The sequence below is a fragment of the Flavobacterium sp. genome, assembly GCF_041392085.1.
Lineage (GTDB): Bacteria > Bacteroidota > Bacteroidia > Flavobacteriales > Flavobacteriaceae > Flavobacterium.
The window spans coordinates 94,383-115,166 of record NZ_JAWKMW010000012.1 but is presented as its reverse complement, the minus strand read 5'-3'; the positions used below and the strand labels follow the sequence as shown (position 1 = coordinate 115,166).

Below are 20,784 nucleotides of genomic sequence, written 5' to 3'. Positions count from 1 at the left end.
TTATTTACTTGGGAAAAATTAGATTTTATTGAGCCTGTTAGAAAAGCATTTGGACTATAAATCACAAAAAAAACCTAACTAAGTTTTTAGTTAGGTTTTTTATTATAAATTATATTTTAGGCTAAAAATTATGTATCGAGGTTGAACAATGTATTGCGATGAAGAGTAAAAAGATTGATTAAAACTATCATCATTCAATGAGCGAGTATCCAATAAATTTGTCACACCAACTCTATACTCCATTTTTGCATCTTTCTTTCTGTAACTCAAACTGGCATTTAGAAAATCATATTCATTGTTAATAGTTCCATTAGAGTTTGAATAATTATAATAATCATACTCTGCATTAAAAGAAAACCCATTTAAAAAGTAATAATCTAAACGAACAAAAGGTTGTTGTGTCTTAAACGTAGCACTTTCATAATCATTCAATGTTATACTGTAACCCACTTCAATATTTGGCCAAAGTTTAAACTGAGTCCCTAAAGATGCTCTGTAAATTTGACTAAATGATTCTGTTGTTTGCAATCTTTCGACTTCAAAATTATTTAATTCAAAAACCCTGATTGTATTAAATTTAGACCAATTTAAATTGGCCCCAACGCTTGCTTTGTAAAATTTTAAAAAAGTGCGTTGATAACCTATTGTTCCATTAATACTCTCATTTTCCACATCCAAATTAACTCTTTCATTTAATTGATAAATGCCATTAAAAAATGCCCTATTAACAACAGGATCAGTTGTTTTAGAATAAATCAAATTACCAAAAATGGTTGTGTAATTGAAAAGATTATATTTAAAATAACGCAAAGTATGTGTCTGCTGTAAAGCGTTTTCCAGCAACCTATTGCCTCTGTTAAAGGCATTGAAATTACTAAAAGTTAATCCTTGGACAAAGGAATTTATATCACTAAAAACATTACTCATTCGGTAATTATAAGTCAACGATTCTGATTTCTTAATCTGATATTGTGCAAAAACATCCGGCAAAATTCTTGAAAAATCATCTCTAACTTTTGAATTAAGTTGATCATTAAATGTATTGTAACGATGGAAACTTACACCCGGATTAAACGTAAATTTACCTGCAATAAACTTGTAGTGAACCCCTAAGTATGCATCATTAAAACTATAACGAACATCATTTTTATAATCTTCAGAATCCAACACAAAATTAGCACCACTATCTAAGGTTTGAAAGATTGCAGAATTATAACTTTGGTAAGAATTTGTATTACCTAAAGTGATATTAATGTTGCTTTTTGATGTTAATGAATAATAATAATCAATTTTAGCATCTAATTTATTTGTTTTAACAAAACGTGTTTGATTGATATTATAGCTACTTTGATTATCATCAAATAGTTGGAGTTCTTCAAAAGGTTCATTCAACAAATCAGGATTATAAAGAGGGTCTTCATCCTGATAAAGATGCTGTATTTCTAAAGCCCAAGTGTTCTTTTCGTCTTGAGTCCAAAACATATTTAGACTTTGATTTAATGTAAGAGGATCTTGCTTTTTAAATGAATTGATACTATTAAAATTCTGAGTTCCGTCAAATGAAGTTTCGTTCGTTTCTACCAAATTTACCTCTTCCTGACTCGATCTTTTTAGAAAAACATCATAATCAAACTGAAAATTTGAATTTGGTTTAAATTTAGAACCCAACTTTATGATAGATAGGTTATTCCTTAAATTTGAAACATCATTTCTATTTTCTTGCGTTGCTACTTCCGTTGAATTAGGTAAAAAATATTCATATCTTGAAAGTGTATTCGTTTGTGTCTTATCTGAAGTCACTACCGCAAATCCGCTAAGATTCCATGTTTTAGAAATCTGTTGAGTAACGTTAGCTGCTCCAAATTTTGTATCAATAGCCGCTGCCCTGTTGTTTCGTTGTGTGGATATTCCTAAATCATTTGTTGAAATATTGAAGTTAGTTCCACTACGACTAATTGTATTTCTTGAACCCCCAGTTAGCCTAAAATAATCACGAAGAGAAAATGGAACATCGCCTATATTGTTAAAATTGGAAATTACATTTACACTTGTATTAGGGCTGTAATAAAACAATTTTGGATTAATAATATAGCGTTCATCCGGACCAATACCGGTAGAAATATCTCCAAACCAAAATTTATTTTTACCTTTTTTAAGTTTTATGTTAATGGCAATATCATCATTATTATTTTCTAAACCACGAAGTTGGCTAACTTCAGTATAATTTCGTAACACTTGTACTTTATCAACCGCATCCGACGGTATGTTTTTTGCTCCTAACTTAGTATCGCCTTCAAAAAACTTTTTCCCATCAACTAAAAGTTGAGAAACTTTCTTGCCTTCTACCTCTATTTCACCATCATCATTTACATCAACTCCCGGCAATCTTTTTAAAACATCTTCTAACTTTCGTTCTGTTCCTGTTTTAAAGGAATCTGCATTATATACAATGGTATCACCACTAATTGAAACAGGCATTTCTTGTACAATTTCTACCCCTTCTAAATCAAAGCCTCCTTCTTTTAAAATCAGTACTTTTTGAATATTTTCTTCTTTTGTTTCAACTGAAACATCAAGCGGTTGATAACCGATATAACTGACTTTAATCTTGTATAAGGAATTAGGTTTTAAAATCAATTGGAATTTTCCTTTATCATTTGTAATTGCATACGAATCCATAGCTTTTGTTAGTTGATTCACTGCCATTACATTAGCCATTTCCAAAGGTTTCTGTAAAGAGTCTTGAACAAACCCTTCTAACCGCACAGATTGCGAAAAAGAAAGAAAAGAAATCAATAAACTAAAGGCTAAAAGATATTTTTTTGTCATATTAAAAAAGTAACTAAATTTCACAATCAAGTTTATCCGCCAATTCTAAATTGCATTCCTCCTCTACCTTGATTCATTTCTCGCATTTCAGTCATTTTTTCCAAGACAATTTTATCATATTCTGCTTGTGATACTTCTTTTCCTTTTTTTGGAGCTTTAATTTCTTTTTTATCCTTTGTATTTAGCACAACTTTTGAGCATAAAATCACTGTTTTTCCATCGCTTACTTCCAAAATCAATCCAGGTAATCCCCAGTAATTTTCAGGTCCTTGATTGATTGGAATATCCGGTGTATACCAAGCTGTAATCTGCGTCTCTGTTGGCATTTCCCAACCATCCATAAAATTAGTAGTTTTTGTTTCTTCTTTCTTTTCTTCTGTATCAACTTCTTTGCTATCGCCTTTTTCTTCTTCTTTTTTTCTTCTAAAATTTCTAAAATCGGATTGGTTTACAGGTTGTTTTGCAGTTGCTTTAAAACACAAATAATTTCCAATTTGTTTGGTCTCCCCTTCTAATTTCCAATCTAATTTTGGAAGTGTATCTTTCACTAAAAACTCCTTACCAAAAAACTCCTTATCAACTGTAAATATCTTTTCTTTTACATTTTTGTAGTGCGTTCCACCGCCACCCATCATATTACTCATCATACGCATTCCTCCTCCTTGGCCAGGAGCATCAAGCTTCTCCTCTTCTTTGTAAATGGAAGCATTTTTGTCGAAATTTAGAATAAATGTTTTTTCAAACATTTTTTTCATACGCTCTTCTATCATTTTTTGCATCTCTGGAGTAATCTCTCTGTTTCCTGCTAGCGTTGCTTTGGCATCGGCAGTACTGGTTTTTGACTCATAAACAGCCATGCCCTGAAAATCTTGAGCAAAGACACTGACAACAGCTGCAAAGAATGTTAATAAAGTAACTACAATAGTTTTCATGGTAAAAACGTTTAATATTGATAGAACAAATATGACGAGTTATTTGGGTTTTTGTTACCAACATTTTGTTAAAAATTAAGATTTTCTTACAAAAAAATTGTCATCATAGTTGTAATTTAGCAAATATGAAAATATTACTTACAGCTTTTTGGCTGCTTTTGGTTGTTACTAGTTTTTCTCAGGATAAAAATAGTCCTCCTGTATTGACCTCAACTCAACAACTTACAGCTGATGAATTTATTACAATGGATTCATTCGGCTATTACTATTATATTAAAAACAATGTTTTTTTTAAACAAAAAGGGAAAGAATTATTTCAATATAAAAATTTAGCACTTGGGAAAATAAAACGGGCAGACTTGCAAAATCCGCTGAAAATTGTGTTGTTTTATGAAGGTTTTAATTCAGTCATCACCCTTGATAATCAATTGAATGAAACATCTACAATCTATTTCTCTGAAAACCAAAACAATCCGATTATAGCTTCAGCAGTAGGTTTGGCTGCTCAAAACAGACTATGGGTTTTTAATTCTTTACCCATGCAATTAGGTCTGTATGATTTTACCAAGCAAGTCTTTCAACCATTGTCACAGCCTTTTCAAAACCCAATTCAATTTTATCAAACCGATTACAATCAATTTTATTGGATTGATTCAAACGGACTTGTTTCCACTTGTGATGTGTTTGGAAAAATAACTATACTTGGCAATATTCCTCCTTTTGATTCGGCCCAAATAATTTCAAAAGATATTTTGATTTATCAAAAGAGTAATCAATTGTATTTTCATCATCTAAATGAAAATAAAAGTTTCCGCATTAATTTAGTTGAAAAAACAATAGAAAAATTTCAGGTAAAAGACCAATTTTTGCTTATTTTTACCGAGAATGAAATAAGAAAATATCAAATTAATTTACCGTAATGCACATAGCAGTAGCAGGCAATATTGGAGCCGGAAAAACCACTTTAACACGACTATTAGCCAAACATTTTAAATGGGAACCTCATTTTGAAGATGTGGTAGACAATCCTTATTTGGACGATTTTTATCATCAAATGGAACGTTGGTCATTTAATCTTCAAATTTACTTTTTGAATAGCCGTTTCAGACAAATTTTACAAATTCGTGAAAGCGGAAAAAAAATTATTCAGGATCGAACGATTTATGAAGATTCCCATATTTTTGCTCCTAACTTACACGCTATGGGATTAATGACCAACCGCGATTTTAATAATTACAAATCGTTGTTTGAGTTAATGGAAAGCATGGTTCAGGCACCGGATTTGTTGATTTATTTAAGAAGTTCGATTCCTAATTTAGTGAGTCAAATTCACAAAAGAGGTCGTGATTATGAAAATACGATTTCCATTGACTATTTGAGCCGATTAAACGAACGCTACGAAGCTTGGATACAAAGTTATGACAAGGGAAAATTATTGATTATTGATGTAGACAATATCAATTTCGTTGATAATCCGGAAGATTTAGGGATGATTATCAATAGAATTGATGCTGAAATAAACGGACTTTTTTAGCAAAAAATAGCAAAAGCCTCAATTTAGTTGAGGCTTTTTTATTTCATTGTATCAAACAACGATTTCACTTTTAGATTTTTAGGTGTTTTAGAAACGTTTATTATTCGTTTTTCATTGGGCAAGACATCAAAATAATTAACATCAAAAAACACATTATTCTCCGAAGAAAGAAAAACATCTTTTGCTAAAACATCTGAAGAAATTTCAATCATAAAATCATTTATCATTCTAATTTGAATAATCGGTTTTTGCAGTTTTAACCCTTTAGGTTTTGCAAAAAAATAATTTGATTTTACATTTTGGAACTGTGCTTTTAAAACGCTTTGTTGCAAATCGAATGATTTCAAATCTTCTTTCATTAACTCATAAACAATGATGCTCGAATTTTCTTCAACGGTTATTTCCTTTGAAATTTCCCAAAGCGATTTGCCGTCAAAAGAGAGCATTTCTAATTCCAATTTTCCGGAATAGCTTTCGAGATCATCATTAATCAAATACATGTTATATTTTTCATTTTCCTCAGCTACTGACAGCAACATATTTTCGAAACTTTGCTTTGCTTGGTAATGAAATGCTTTCCAATTACCGTAATAATCCACCGAACTCCAAGACGTAACCGGCCAGCAATCGTTCAATTGCCAATACAAGCTTCCCATGCAATAGGGTTTTGCTCTTCGATGAGCTTCAATGGCGATTTTCATACCACCAGCTTGTAATAATTGAGAAACATAAGCATAATCTTCAAAATCTTTGGGAACCACATAATCGCGTTCCATGTATTCTTTAATGGTTTCGAAACCCGTTGGATGTTTTTGGTGGTTTTTAAATGCTTCTGAAGTGAAATTCAAATCTTCTTGATCCATTGATTTCTGGAGTGTTCCCAATTTAGGCATGCCTTGAAAACCATATTCGCTTACAAAACGTCCTACTTTTTTTTCATAGATTTCAAACGGTTCTTTTCCCCACCAAACGCCCCAATAATGTACATCACCTTGCGTTAAACTTTCTTTTCTTCCCCAACCTTTTGAAGGTGAAGATGGCCAGTAGATATTTTTCTCTTTGGATAGTAAACTATCTAAAGTCTGCGGAATCATTTCATGAAATACTTTTTTATAATCTTTCCAAATTTGGGTGGAATCCGCTTTGGAATAATTAAATTGTTTTTGCCAACCCCAATTGTGCCAACCTTCATCGTTTTCATTATTACCGCACCAAATGGCAATACTTGGATGATTTTGTAAGCGATTTACGTTATCAATTACTTCTTGTTTTACATTTTGCACAAATTTTTCATCGCCCGGATACATGGAACACGCAAACATAAAATCTTGCCACACTAAAATCCCGTTGGCATCGCAAGCTTCATAAAAGGAATCATCAAAATATACGCCGCCGCCCCAAACACGCAGCATGTTCATATTCGCTTTTTTGGCATTTTCAACCAATGAAAAATAAGTGGAATCCGAAACGCGTGGTAAAAAACTATCCGGCGGAACCATATTAGCACCTTTCATAAAAACGGGTTTTCCGTTTAATTTGAAGTAAAAACTTTTTCCAACTTGGTCATTTTCTTGAATTAATTCGATGGTTCGTAGACCTATGTTTAGCTTTTTTGAATCAACTGATTTTCCTTTTTGATATAATTCGATTGAAAAAGAATATAAATTAGGTTTACCTAGCCCATTACACCACCAGAATTTGGGAGAATCAATTTTATATAGATTCTTAATTGATGTAGCTCCTTTTTTCAAATGAACAAACAACTCGTCTCTTCTACCTGTAACATCATTGTAAATTAAGAGAACATACTTTCCGCTTTTTTTAACATTCACATCAACAATAAACTCTAATTCAGCTATACTATCATTCAATTTGACTTGACTGTATTTTATGTTTTCGATTTTAGCCGAATTCCAAAATTTCAATTGTACTTTCTTCCAAATTCCGGCGGTTACAAAACGCGGACCCCAATCCCAACCGAATTGATATTGAGCTTTTCGAACAAAAACACGTTCTTTTTCAGGTAAAGTGTAGGATAATTTTTTAGTTTCTTCTTTCCCTTTTTGAACTGCCGAATGGAATACTACTTTCAAATGATTGGTACCAATTTTCAAATGTGATTTGGTTGAAATTAACCATTTTCGGAACATATTATTGGCTTCTAAAACTACTTTCCCATTCAAAAAAACCGTTGCATACGTATCTAAACCCTCAAATTCTAAATCGATATTTTGATTTTTAAGTTCCGATGCCGTAAGTGTAAAATATGTTTCGTATTCCCAATTTTCATTTTCAATCCATTGTAATTGTTTTTCATTGGCACCAAAAAAAGGATCGGGAATTAATTGATTTTGAAATAGATCAGTATGAACTGTTCCGGGAATAATTGCATTGTATTTTTTTGCTTCGTTTTGCTTGTTGAATGTCCAATTTTCGATTGATAAATTGCGATAGGAGATCTGTGCTGAAACTGAGTAGCAAATGAAAATTAAAAACAATGTTATTTTTTTAAACATATAAGTTCTATAAGTTCATTTAAGATTGTAACTTTTTCTTGAGTTGAAGTATTTCCTCAGCACTTGTCATTTCACTTCTATTGGTTATAGCGGAAGAATGATACCAATTGGCATTTACTATTTTATCCAAATCTGAAATATTGTTTGAACGCAAACCACCACCGGGCATAATTTCAATGCGATTATTGGCTTGAACGACTAGTCGCTTCAAAACTTCTTTTCCTTCCATTACATTTGGGGAAGTTCCGGAAGTTAGAATCGTTGAAAATCCGCAAGAAATGACATCTTCTAATGCTTTTTCGTAATTCGAAACGGCATCAAAAGCTCTGTGAAACGTACATGGAAAAGGTTTGGCTAATTCCACTAAGACTTTATTTTGTTTTATATTAATTGTATTATCATCCTTCAAAATCCCGAAAACAAAGCCGTTGACACCCAATTTTTTAATGGTTTCGATTTCCGATTTCATTTGTTCCAATTCAGTATCAGAATACACAAAATTTCCTCCTCTTGGACGAATCATTACATATAAATCGATGGTTAGCTTTTGACGAGCTTCTTGAATCATTTCAAGATTTGGAGTAATTCCACCTAGCGAAATATCAGTACATAATTCTACTCTATCAGCTCCAGCATTTTGAGCAATCAAAGCCGAATCCAAATTAAAACAAGCTATTTCTAGTTTTTTCATTATTTCAAATAATACTTCGCATCGATTAATTTATTTCCGGTTGCATCGTGAACGGCAAAATTGAAACCGCCTTGAACGCAATACGAACCGTATTCTCCTTTTTTATTTAAGGCAATAAAACCAACTTGAATGTCTTTTAGGTTTTTACCACGATTTTGCGTGAGTTTTACAATTCGCATAACCGCTTCTTCACACGCTTTTTGAGGCGATTTTCCTTGACGCATGAGTTCAACAACCAAATGACAACCCGTAATTCGAATGACTTCTTCACCGTGACCTGTTGCAGTAGCGGCACCAATTTCGTTATCCACATACAAACCTGCACCAATAATCGGTGAATCACCCACACGTCCATGCATTTTAAACGCCATGCCGCTTGTGGTGCATGCTCCAGATAAATTACCCTGTATATCCAAAGCAATCATTCCAATAGTATCGTGGTTTTCGATATTCACTTTGGGTTGGTATTGACTAGATTTTAGCCAATCTTTCCACTCTTTTTCAGATGCTTCAATTAATAAATTTTCTTTTGGAAATCCTTGCGATAAGGCAAATTGCAAAGCCCCTTCGCCCACCAACATAACATGAGGCGTTTTTTCCATCACGGCTCTGGCAACTGAAATGGGATGTTTGATATGTTCCAAACAAGCCACCGAGCCGATATTTGAAAATTCATCCATGATGCAAGCATCTAACGTTACACGCCCATCTCTGTCCGGACGACCGCCATAACCAACACTACGCTCGGAAGGATCAGCTTCAGTTAGTTTCACTCCAACTTCCACTGCATCGAGAGCTCTTCCATTGATTTTCAATATTTCCCAAGCGGCTTCATTGGCTTGTAAACCGAAATTCCATGTGGAAAGCACTATGGGTTTATTTGAGTATGAGGGAAATATTTCCTTCTCTTCCGATTTTGATTGAAAGGATTGCAAAGCTACACCTGCGGTTGCCAGAGCTGTTGTTTTTAGAAATTTTCGTCTATTTGCCATATTATTCTACACTTATTTCGTCCATAAATAACCAAGCTGCATTTCCGGCACCGGGTTTTCCATCTGGAATGATGCCGTAATTTTTAGCTATAACTTTGAGATATTTGGCTTTTGTTTTGGAAAAACTTTCAACCACAACTCCTTTTTGCTTTGCAATTTGTTCTTGTAAAACAGTTTTAATAAGTGAAAAGGATATTCCATCATCAGAAACCAAAAATTGAATTTCTCTAGGTAAATAAATCCAACTACTTTCGCCATTAAAAGTATTTAAACTCACTTTTTCAAAAGAGGTAGTCGAGCCAAAATCGATAGTGGCTTCGACATCTCTACCCGAAAAACCTAACCAATTTTTTCCAAAACGAAGCAAGTCGCCTTTGACACCATCTACCAAAGTAGATGCTCCATCTTTTCCATACGTTTTACTGGGTTCATATTTTAATGAAATGGATTTTCCGGAAGATTTGGTAATGTAAAATGTTTGTGAAATTGTCGTACTTTTGGCTTGTCCCGCTTCAAAATAGGCAGATTTTATAGTACAACTTTTATCTATTTGTATGGGTGAAGTATATGCTTTTGAATCTGCTTTTGGTTCAGAACCATTAGTTGTAAAGCGAATTCCGGATTCATTTATACCCTTCAAAGCATAATAGATTTGGTTGTTTTGAACTGCAATATCTGAAACCACTTGATAAATGGCTTTACTAAAATTGATATTTTTTTGTTTCCAAGCTTTCATGTGGTGCACCACTCGATCTTCAAAAGCTTTATAGTTTTGAGGATTTGAAGTTCCCCAAACCACCTCTGCAATAGCTGTAAGTCGAGGGAAAAGCATGTATTCAACTTGGGTAGGCGTTTCTATGTATTCAGTCCATAAATTGGCTTGGCCTCCTAATATATATGCCGATTCTGCCTCGTTTAACTCAGTTGGAATAGGATTGTAACTATACACTTTTTCCAAAGTAGTATATCCACCAAAAGCTAAAGGTTCATTAGCAGGTTCTCCTTGGTAATGATCAAAGTAGCAATGTGAGCCCGGCGACATAACTGCAAAATGTTTTTCTTTGGCTGCGGCAATACCTCCTTCGGTTCCTCTCCAACTCATTACGGCCGCATTTGGAGCCAAACCGCCTTCGAGAATTTCATCCCAGCCGATGATTTTTCGTCCTTTACTGTTGACAAATTTTTCAATTCGTTGGATGAAATAACTTTGTAATTCATGCTCGTCTTTTAACTTCTCGTCTTTCATTCGCTTTTGGCAAAACGAACAACTTTTCCATCGTGTTTTGGGACACTCATCACCGCCAATATGAATGTATTCTGACGGAAATAATACAATTACTTCACTTAAAATATTTTCTAAAAAGGTAAACGTTTCGTCTTTTGGGCAAAAGACATCGTCTAATACACCCCATGTTTTTCCCACTTCAAAAGGTCCGCCCGTACAAGAATATTCCGGATAAGCGGCCAAAGCAGCCAAAGCATGCCCCGGCATTTCAATTTCAGGAACTACCGTTATGTGTCGTTCTTTAGCATAGGCTACTACTTCTTTGATTTCTTCTTGGGTGTAAAATCCACCATATTTTTTATTGTCAAAAGTTTGGTCGCGGTAATGCCCAACCATGGAACCGTTTCGCCAAGCACCAATTTCAGTAAGTTTTGGATATTTCTTAATTTCAATCCGCCAACCTTGATCATCGGTTAAATGCCAATGAAAAGTATTCATTTTATACTGAGCCAGGAAATCAATATATTTTTTGATAAATTCTGTATCAAAAAAATGTCTAGAAACGTCTAAATGCATACCTCGCCATTGGAATTTGGGTTGGTCGGAAATTATCAAACATGGAATCTCAACCTCATCTTTTCGCTCCAATGGAAGTAATTGCAGTAGTGTTTGAATTCCATAAAAAACTCCGGCATTTCCAACTCCGGTAATACTGATTTCACTAGTATTTACCAACAACATATATTCCTCACCATTACTTTTAAATGAAGAGCGTTTTCCTGATGAGTCTTTAGTTACTGATAATTTTGGGGAGAGAGCATAATTTAGTGTAATGCAATTTTCACTCTTAGCATTTTTATTGATCGTTAGTTTCAACCCACTATTTTCATGAATATATTTTTGGAGAAATTGAGCTTCAAAGGAATTTTCATCTGCTTTAATGATGGTTTTACTATTTAACATAAATACACCTTGACGAAATTCTATAGATTCGGGTCGAGGAATAATATTTTGTCCAAAACTAAGAAAAGAAATGAATCCAATTAACAAAAAAGAAAATCTTGTCATAAAAAATATTTATTAAGCTAAATGTAGTAAAAATAAAAATGCCTTGCGTACGTAGGCAAGGCATTTTTTATGATTGAAAAACAAAAACTATTGCTTTTTAAATTCCTCAATTTTAGCAGTAACTTCTTCGTCTGTTCCTTCGAAAGTTTGGGTTGCTGTTTTTTCTTCACCATTTACTTTAGAAGTAATGGTTACTACAGCACCTACTTTACCAGTAACATCTTTGGATTTTTCAACAGAAATGTTTTTATAAACTTCTTCTTTTTCTTCGTTCATGAATTTACAATTCTTATTGTTGCAGCCTTTAGCAATACATTCTTCTTTCGTCATTGAAGCACACATTTCAGAAGAGGAACAACAAGTAGGCTTTTCTGCCACTGTAGTTGCATCGTGACCTCCTAAAATTGGAGCAATTACTAAACCTACCAAACAAGTTAATTTAATTAAAATGTTCATTGAAGGTCCCGAAGTATCTTTAAATGGATCACCCACAGTATCACCTGTTACGGCTGCTTTATGAGCATCAGAACCTTTGAAAGTCATTTCCCCATTGATCATCACTCCGGCTTCAAATGATTTTTTAGCATTATCCCAAGCACCACCGGCATTGTTTTGAAAAATTGCCCAAAGCACCCCTGAAACACAAACACCAGCCATGTAACCACCTAATGCCTCTGCACCCATAAATAATCCAACCAAAATGGGAACAATTATAGTGATAGCACCCGGTAACATCATTTCACGTAAAGCCGCTTTGGTAGAAATATCTACACATTTCCCATATTCCGGTTTACCGGTACCTTCCATGATACCCGGAATTTCTCTAAATTGACGACGCACCTCTTGAACCATATCCATAGCAGCTTTTCCTACTGATTGCATAGCAAGTGCAGAAAAAATTACCGGAATCATACCTCCTATAAATAAAGCAGCTAATACATCTGCCTTGAAAATATTGATACCATTAATTCCTGTAAAGGTTACATAAGCAGCAAATAATGCCAGAGCTGTTAACGCGGCAGAAGCAATGGCAAAACCTTTACCTACTGCTGCAGTGGTATTCCCTACTGAATCTAAAACGTCTGTACGTTGACGAACTTCTTTAGGTAATTCACTCATTTCAGCTACACCACCGGCATTATCAGCAATAGGTCCGAATGCATCAATTGCTAATTGCATAGCCGTAGTAGCCATCATAGCTGAAGCAGCAATAGCTACACCATAAAATCCGGCTAATGCATAAGCTCCCCAAATAGCTGCAGCAAAAAGAATTACGGAGCCAAACGTAGATTTCATCCCGGTTGCTAAACCTGCAATAATGTTGGTTGCTGCTCCTGTTGATGAATTTTGTACAATATTTAAAACCGGTTTTTTACCTAAAGCTGTGTAATATTCTGTAATTGCTGATATTAACCAACCTACAGATAAACCAACTAGTGTGGCATAAAACACATGACGAGAAGGCACTTCTTTTAACCCTTCGCCAAAGAAATTCATGTTGATGGTTTCCGGCAACATCATGTCGATTAAAAACCAACAAGCAACCACTGTTAAACCTAATGAGATATAATTACCTAAGTTCAAAGCAGATTGTACTTGAGCTTCTTTTGCATCATTATTTTTGATATTGACAAAAAAGGTCCCGATAATCGAAGCTAAGATTCCAATTCCGGCAATTACTAGCGGTAATAAAATTGGTCCCATATTTCCAAATGTATCCGAAAATTGAGTACCGTTAGCTTGTGTCATATCTTTGATGATATAATTTCCTAAAACCATAGAGGCTAATACTGTAGCTACATACGACCCAAATAAATCAGCTCCCATTCCGGCTACGTCACCTACATTATCACCTACATTATCCGCAATAGTAGCAGGATTACGCGGATCATCTTCCGGAATACCGGCTTCTACTTTACCCACTAAGTCTGCACCAACATCGGCTGCTTTTGTATAAATTCCACCTCCCACACGAGCAAAAAGAGCAATTGACTCAGCACCTAATGAAAATCCAGCTAACGTTTCAAGAGCTACAGTCATTTCGGTGTAAAAATCGCCTCCTTTACCAACAAACATGTTGATAAATATGATAAAAAACAAACTCAGTCCTAAAACGGCCAAACCGGCTACGCCAAGTCCCATTACTGTACCACCTCCAAATGACACTTTTAAGGCTTGAGGTAAGCTTGTTTTAGCAGCTTGAGTAGTTCTTACGTTGGCATTCGTGGCAATACGCATTCCTATATTTCCGGCAAGAGCTGAAAAAATTGCTCCAAAAATAAAAGCAATTACAATCAACCAGTGTGAAGTTTCTACTAATTGAGAAACGCCAAACAAAGCAATGGAGGCAATGACCACAAAAATGGCTAAAATTCTATACTCAGCTTTCAAAAAGGCCATTGCTCCTTCTTGAATACTCTTGGAAATACCTTGCATTTTGTCGTCTCCAGCATCTTGTTTGTTTACCCAAGCTGCTTTAATTCCCATAAAAAGTAATCCCAAGACTGCCATGACAATAGGCACATAAATCATCATTGAATCCATAAAAATGTATTTTATAATTTTTTTAACGATTGCAAAAGTAACAAAATAGGAACAAAAAAAAGCAACAATTCTTATTAGAATGTTGCTTTTTTGAATGAAAATGAAAATTCTTTACAAAATACGGAATAATCCTTCCGGTTTGTCCTTTAAATTCACAAACCGATCTACACATGTTTCAATAATATCTTTGGCTTCGTGAACATCACCCCAGCCTTCCACATCTACTTTCTTTTGTTCTAAATCTTTGTATACTTGAAAAAAGTGTTCAATTTCTTTTAATAAATGTGGATTCACATCGGATAAATCGTTCAATTTATTCCAAACGGGGTCTGAAACCGGTACACAAATCACTTTTTCATCCGGCCCTTTTTCGTCTGCCATGTGGAAGACGCCAATCGGTTTTACCTCCATCACACAACCTGGGAAAGTAGGCTCTGTTACTAAAACCAATACATCTAGCGGATCTCCATCCAAGGCCAACGTTTCCGGAATGAAACCGTAATCAGCCGGATACATCATTGAAGAAAAAATCATTCGATCGTAACGAATTTTTTTTAATTCAAAATCGTATTCATATTTATTTCGGCTTCCTTTTGGTATTTCGATTAGCACATCGAACGACTTTTGTTTTGCTACACTCATATGTTTTTTCTTTACTAAAATTAGTAATGCAAAGGTATCACCTTAATTATTAATAGTGAAGCAGGCAAATAAGTTTTATAAAATTCACAACAATACTTACAAAGCTTTAGAAAGAATAAAAAAATTGAATCTAAATTTTTCGAATTAAAAATAAAACCCAAATGAACCTTTGATTGTGAAATTATTTGCATCGGGAAGATGGCGGTAATTTCCTCGCCAAGAACAGTCGATTCGGAAAACTTTGAAGATATTTCCGATTCCAACACTATATTCCCAATAGGGTTTATCAGGAGCCAAATAGTTTAAACCGGAGGCATTTAACGCTCGGTTGGCATCAGAAACATTACCAACAACAGCTTTTACTCCTACTATTTCTCTTAAATTCAACTCTCTAAGCCCAGGAATTCTAGATAATAATCGCCCTAAAAAGTGATGTTCCAATTGCAAAGTTGCATATTCATCCGTTACAAACTCATAGAAATTTAAGTTATTGAAAGTGTTTTCAATTAGAAAGTAGGATTGGTTTCCCGGCACGACACTCATCAATCCCAATGGAACTTCACCAAAGGTTTTTCCTGCTTCTGTTATGACATTTAATCGTCCGAAACCACCCACTAAAATGGGCTGTTTGATGTATAATTGTAGTTTTTGATAGTCGAAATCACTGTCAAAAACACCTTTTAAACCTTGACTATAATTCACAAATATCCTTGTGAATGGGCTATCTACAATACTTCTTTCAACGCCATACCCAACGGTCTTTCTTCGGGGTGTATAATCTACCGAGAAGTTAATCTCAGATTGAGCCACTTCGCTTTTTATATCGGTTGGAGAATCACTTGAAAAATAATCTAAGCTAAACTTATCCCAAGCCGGTTTTAAGGTTCGGTATGAAAATCCGGTTTCGAAAGTTAGATTCTTTAGAGGTTCAATATTCAATGAAACCATACTCAAGTTAATACTTGTTAAATTATCATTCGCTCCAGACATAAATAATCCGTTGGAAGCAAAACTTCTACCAAGTACATTATTGGTTGTTGTTAAACTAGCTCCAATTTGTTCAATATCACGCCTATTTCCACCTTCGAGAATAAGTCGATTTCGTTTGTTCAATAAAACCTTACCGGAAACGCCATATTTAAATTGGTTATCTTCAAATCCGTATGCCGTATAAAATTGCAAACGCCATGGATCATTTTGACCGAAATAGGTTCTTCCTCCTGCACGTAATCGGAAACCTTCCACTTCATTGTAACCAAAAGTTGAAAAAATTGGACCGATGTCAAAATTACCTTTTTGAATGTACCCACTTCCCAAAATGGCTACCAAATCATACATTTGCTTGAATTTTTTCACGGTTTTGAGTGTATCAAGCATTTTGTAGACTCCCAATTCGTCTTTACTCAAATTCTCAAATCGGTTTTCATGCCAATATTCATCAGAGCGACTGTAGACTTCATTATCAATAAAATTGACTTCTTCTTTATAAAATTCTTTCGGCTTTTCAATATTGAATTGGTGGTTCTTGTAAAGTGTTGTTCTTTTTCCATAGACACCTTGTGATTCTTCCTTTTTTCTAAAAGCAAAATCAGACATCATGTGGTCTCTTTTCAATAAAAATACTGAATCATTCACAACTTCAAATTCTTGCTCAATATAAATTTCTTTGACCCAGTTAATATTAGCACTTTTAGTTACTGCCAAGTTGATGTTTTTGATTGCATAAGTAGTATCATTCACCCAAAAATCACCTTTAAATGTGAGTTCACCTTTTCTACGTGGATAATAAACAATGTTATAACACCATTTATTATCAATATACATACTATCGGTTAGAGCATAATTGTAGACATCAATTCCTGTTCTGGATAATGGACTCACAAAATCTTTATCAAAAAATTTCAGATAATTGTCATAAATATCATAATCGGCATACAAGTCTTTTACAAAAGCTATAATCTGTTGGTTGTTACTAAATCCTGAATTTTTATTAGCCTTAAGTATTTCTTTCTCCCTTTTTGACACATTATCACCATACACCTCTGAAAGGGATTCATTAATAAAAATTGGCAAATAGGTTTTACCGGTAATGGCTGAAGTATCCATCTGTTCAAAAACGAATTCCATTCCTTTGAAAACCCTGCTTTTCATCGTTGCACTATCAATGGTATTGAGATCAAACTCTACTTTTTCGTATTTATCATATTGGTAGTGATTGAATTGTCTCAAACCATTTTTTCGTTTTCTTTCCCAAATTTTACGGAGGATATCAATAGCCGGATTATTCTTTTTGGATAACTTGCCTGAGACCAATACGACTTCTCTTAGAGTTTCACCCTCTGTTAGTGTTACCTTCATGTTATATGTAACTGCTTTCTCCAATTTTACATCCTGAGGTGTATAGCCAATAAATGAGACAACTAAAACACCGTAATTTTTTTGTGACTCAAGGTAAAATCGTCCATTTTCGTTTGTAATTATACCTTCTGTAGAGTTTTTAAAATACACATTGGCAAACGGAATTGGTTCATTATTTTCGTCTACAACAATACCACTGACTTTAGTTTGTGCAATGATTGAAACGGAGAATAAAAAGAAAAATATAAGAAGGCTTTTAATTTTCATAGTGTTTGTAAAAAAAAACTTCATCAAAAATTAGGTTGATGAAGTTTCAAATATAGTTTTTATTTTGTTTATTTATATAAAACCTTTTTTACTGCTTTAATTACATCATTAGCATTAGGCAACCATTCTTTCAATAGTGAAGGAGAATAAGGTGCCGGTGTATCAGCCGTTGTAATTCGCTGTACTGGAGCATCTAAATAATCAAATACTCTCTCTTGAACCATATATGTAATTTCAGAAGCAACACTTGCAAATGGCCATGCCTCTTCTAAGACAACTAAACGGTTAGTTTTTTTAACAGAAGTAAGAATCGCATCATAATCCATTGGTCTAACTGTCCTTAAATCTATAATCTCACAAGAAATACCTTCTTTTGCCAATTCATCAGCAGCAACAAAAGCTTCTTTGATAATTTTTCCAAAAGAAACAATCGTTACATCTGAACCTTCTCTTTTGATATCAGCAACGCCAAGAGGAATAGTGTATTCTCCTTCAGGGACTTCCATTTTGTCACCATACATTTGTTCTGATTCCATGAAAATAACCGGATCATTATCACGAATAGCCGATTTTAATAATCCTTTTGCATCATATGGATTAGATGGAACCACTACTTTTAATCCGGGCGTATTAGCAAACCAATTTTCAAATGCTTGCGAATGTGTTGCGGCTAATTGTCCTGCTGAAGCGGTTGGTCCTCTAAAAACCATTGGCATCGGAAATTGTCCGGCTGACATTTGACGCATTTTTGCGGCATTATTAATAATTTGATCAATTCCAACCAAAGAAAAATTAAAGGTCATAAATTCAACAATCGGACGACAACCGTTCATAGCTGAACCTACCGCAATTCCGGCAAATCCTAGCTCTGCAATAGGAGTATCGATTACTCTTTTTGGACCAAACTCATCTAACATTCCTTTCGAAGCTTTGTAAGCTCCATTATATTCAGCTACTTCTTCACCCATTAAATAAACGCTTTCGTCACGTCTCATTTCTTCACTCATTGCTTCTGCAATAGCTTCTCTGAATTGTATTGTTCTCATATCTTAATATTCAATAATCTATTTTATGAAAGGCAAAAATAAAAATTATAAATCACTTAAATGCATATTTTGAAAGTAAAATAGTTGATATTTTTTTGCGTTATTTTAATTCAGAATTTGCAATAGTTGTTAGGGAAAAATAAAAAAACAATAATAATACCCTACGAAAACGATATAATACTAAAAAAATATTATGCATGCATACTAAAATTTGAAAATTAATTTGTAATTTCGTAACCGAAAAAATAACTTAAACCTATTTTATGAAAATATTAGTTTGCATCAGTCATGTACCTGATACTACTTCAAAAATTAATTTCACAAACGGTGATTCAGAATTTGATACAAACGGCGTGCAATTTGTGATTAACCCTAATGACGAGTTCGGTTTAACTAGAGCAATTTGGTTTCAAGAGCAACAAGGAGCAAACGTAACTGTTGTTAATGTTGGCGGGCCTGATACAGAGCCTACCTTGAGAAAAGCATTGGCAATTGGAGCAAATGAAGCAATTCGTGTAAATGCTAATCCAACTGACGGTTTTTTTGTTGCCAAACAATTAGCGGATGTAATCAAACAAGGTCAATATGATTTAGTTATTTGTGGCAAAGAATCATTAGATTACAATGGAGGAATGGTTCCCGGAATGATTGCCGGTTTATTAGGCTACAATTTCGTAAACTCTTGTATTGATGTAAAAATTGATGGCTCTTCTGTTAAAGCAATCAGAGAGATTGATGGTGGAAAAGAGACTATCTCAGCTTCTTTACCTTTAGTAATCGGTGGTCAAAAAGGTTTGGTTGAAGAAAAAGATTTGAGAATCCCTAACATGAGAGGAATTATGACTGCACGTACAAAAGTTCTCACCGTTTTAGAACCGATTGGAGCTAATGTGAACACAAAAGCAGTGAAATTTGAAAAACCGGCACCTAAATCAGCTGTAAAGTTAATCAATGCTGATAATTTAGATGAATTAGTAAATTTATTGCATAACGAAGCGAAAGTTATTTAGTAATCAGTTTTTAGTTAGGATTTGGGAGTAAGCATATTACCTACTTTTAAACCTTTAAACTATTAAATCACATTTAAACATTTAAACAAAAAAAATCATGTCACTATTAATATACGCAGAATCAACAGAAGGAAAATTCAAAAAAGTAGCTTTTGAATTGGCTTCGTATGCAAAAAAAGTTGCAGCATCATTAGGAACAAGTGTAACAGCCGTAACGGTAAACGCGGGCGATGTTTCAGAATTATCAAAATATGGTGTAGACAAAGTATTGAAAGTATCCAACGATAAATTGACCACATTCAATGCAAAAGCGTATGCTGATGTTATTAAACAAGCTGCACAAAAAGAAGGAGCAAAAGTAATAGTACTTTCTTCAACAACAGATAGTATTTATATGGCATCGCTTGTTGCTGTTGGATTAGAAGCCGGTTATGCTTCAAATGTAGTTGGATTGCCTTTGAGCACTTCTCCCTTCCAAGTAAAAAGAAATGCATTTTCAAATAAAGCTTTCAATATCACTGAAATTTCTACTGATATAAAAGTATTAGGTCTAGCTAAAAACTCTTATGGATTAATAGAAAGTAATTCTTCTTTATCGACCGAAGATTTTTCGCCAAACTTAAACGATGCTGATTTTTCAGTTAAAGTTGAAAATGTAGAAAAAGTAACAGGAAAAGTGACCATTGCAGATGCGGAAGTGGTAGTTTCAGGTGGTCGCGGATTAAAAGGTCCCGAAAACTGGGGAATGCTAGAAGAATTAGCATCCGTTTTAGGAGCAGCGACAGCTTGCTCAAAACCGGTATCTGACTTAGGCTGGAGACCTCATAGTGAACACGTTGGCCAAACAGGAAAACCCGTAGCAACTAATTTATATATTGCCATTGGAATTTCTGGAGCAATACAACATATTGCAGGGATTAATTCTTCAAAAGTAAAAGTTGTTATCAATTCAGACCCCGAAGCACCTTTTTTCAAAGTAGCGGATTATGGTGTGGTTGGTGATGCTTTTGAAATTGTTCCTAAATTGACCCAAAAATTAAAAGATTTTAAAGCTCAAAATTCATAATTTTTTATAAATTGTGCCCACATAGGGCTATCTAAATTGAGATAGTTGTATCTTTGTTTAGATT

General features: G+C 34.1%; 14 protein-coding genes. 4 read left to right on the top strand and 10 right to left on the bottom strand.

What is annotated here, in order from left to right:
* Window positions 1-102: 102 nt before the first annotated feature.
* Window positions 103-2,829, bottom strand: a complete 2,727-nt coding sequence (locus R2782_RS11415; protein WP_371268382.1) for a carboxypeptidase-like regulatory domain-containing protein — start codon at window positions 2,827-2,829, stop codon at window positions 103-105.
* Window positions 2,830-2,861: 32 nt separating this feature from the next.
* Window positions 2,862-3,761, bottom strand: coding sequence for a GLPGLI family protein (locus R2782_RS11410; protein WP_371268381.1), 900 nt, complete (start codon window positions 3,759-3,761; stop codon window positions 2,862-2,864).
* A 125-nt stretch (window positions 3,762-3,886) separates the two neighbouring features.
* On the opposite strand from R2782_RS11410, the gene R2782_RS11405 reads away from it, so the two are divergent.
* Both R2782_RS11405 and R2782_RS11400 read left to right on the top strand, forming a co-directional pair.
* On the top strand, window positions 3,887-4,681 hold the full coding sequence (locus R2782_RS11405; RefSeq protein WP_371268380.1) for a hypothetical protein: 795 nt from the start codon (window positions 3,887-3,889) through the stop codon (window positions 4,679-4,681).
* Entirely contained in the window at window positions 4,681-5,295 is a 615-nt protein-coding gene (locus tag R2782_RS11400; RefSeq protein WP_333694712.1) for a deoxynucleoside kinase, read from the top strand. The genes R2782_RS11405 and R2782_RS11400 overlap by 1 nt, the downstream gene beginning before the upstream one ends.
* A gap of 38 nt (window positions 5,296-5,333) precedes the next feature.
* Here R2782_RS11400 and R2782_RS11395 read toward each other — a convergent pair whose 3' ends face one another.
* The 8 genes from R2782_RS11395 to R2782_RS11360 form a co-directional block, all read right to left on the bottom strand.
* On the bottom strand, window positions 5,334-7,811 hold the full coding sequence (locus R2782_RS11395) for a glycoside hydrolase family 2 protein (RefSeq protein WP_371268379.1): 2,478 nt from the start codon (window positions 7,809-7,811) through the stop codon (window positions 5,334-5,336).
* A 19-nt stretch (window positions 7,812-7,830) separates the two neighbouring features.
* The gene (locus R2782_RS11390) at window positions 7,831-8,502 is read right to left on the bottom strand and encodes a copper homeostasis protein CutC (RefSeq protein ID WP_371268378.1); all 672 of its coding nucleotides are present in this window, start codon (window positions 8,500-8,502) and stop codon (window positions 7,831-7,833) included.
* Window positions 8,502-9,494, bottom strand: a complete 993-nt coding sequence (locus R2782_RS11385) for an isoaspartyl peptidase/L-asparaginase family protein (RefSeq protein WP_371268377.1) — start codon at window positions 9,492-9,494, stop codon at window positions 8,502-8,504. The genes R2782_RS11390 and R2782_RS11385 overlap by 1 nt, the downstream gene beginning before the upstream one ends.
* Window position 9,495: 1 nt before the next feature.
* Window positions 9,496-11,787 carry a family 20 glycosylhydrolase gene (locus R2782_RS11380; protein ID WP_371268376.1) on the bottom strand — a complete coding sequence of 764 codons (2,292 nt, stop codon included), beginning with the start codon at window positions 11,785-11,787 and terminating at the stop codon, window positions 9,496-9,498.
* An 87-nt stretch (window positions 11,788-11,874) separates the two neighbouring features.
* Entirely contained in the window at window positions 11,875-14,331 is a 2,457-nt protein-coding gene (locus R2782_RS11375; RefSeq protein ID WP_371268374.1) for a sodium-translocating pyrophosphatase, read from the bottom strand.
* Window positions 14,332-14,442: 111 nt separating this feature from the next.
* Window positions 14,443-14,973 (bottom strand): inorganic diphosphatase, encoded by a 531-nt coding sequence (locus R2782_RS11370; protein WP_371268373.1) that lies wholly within the window; start codon window positions 14,971-14,973, stop codon window positions 14,443-14,445.
* 144 nt (window positions 14,974-15,117) lie between these two features.
* Complete coding sequence (locus tag R2782_RS11365) at window positions 15,118-17,598, bottom strand: DUF5686 family protein (protein ID WP_371268372.1); 2,481 nt, start codon at window positions 17,596-17,598, stop codon at window positions 15,118-15,120.
* A gap of 68 nt (window positions 17,599-17,666) precedes the next feature.
* Window positions 17,667-18,644, bottom strand: coding sequence for a pyruvate dehydrogenase complex E1 component subunit beta (locus R2782_RS11360; RefSeq protein ID WP_371268371.1), 978 nt, complete (start codon window positions 18,642-18,644; stop codon window positions 17,667-17,669).
* Between the two features lie 263 nt (window positions 18,645-18,907).
* Between R2782_RS11360 and R2782_RS11355 the strand changes: the two genes are divergently transcribed.
* Both R2782_RS11355 and R2782_RS11350 read left to right on the top strand, forming a co-directional pair.
* On the top strand, window positions 18,908-19,654 hold the full coding sequence (locus R2782_RS11355) for an electron transfer flavoprotein beta subunit/FixA family protein (RefSeq protein WP_371268370.1): 747 nt from the start codon (window positions 18,908-18,910) through the stop codon (window positions 19,652-19,654).
* Between the two features lie 97 nt (window positions 19,655-19,751).
* Window positions 19,752-20,720, top strand: a complete 969-nt coding sequence (locus R2782_RS11350; protein ID WP_371268369.1) for an electron transfer flavoprotein subunit alpha/FixB family protein — start codon at window positions 19,752-19,754, stop codon at window positions 20,718-20,720.
* Window positions 20,721-20,784: the final 64 nt, after the last annotated feature.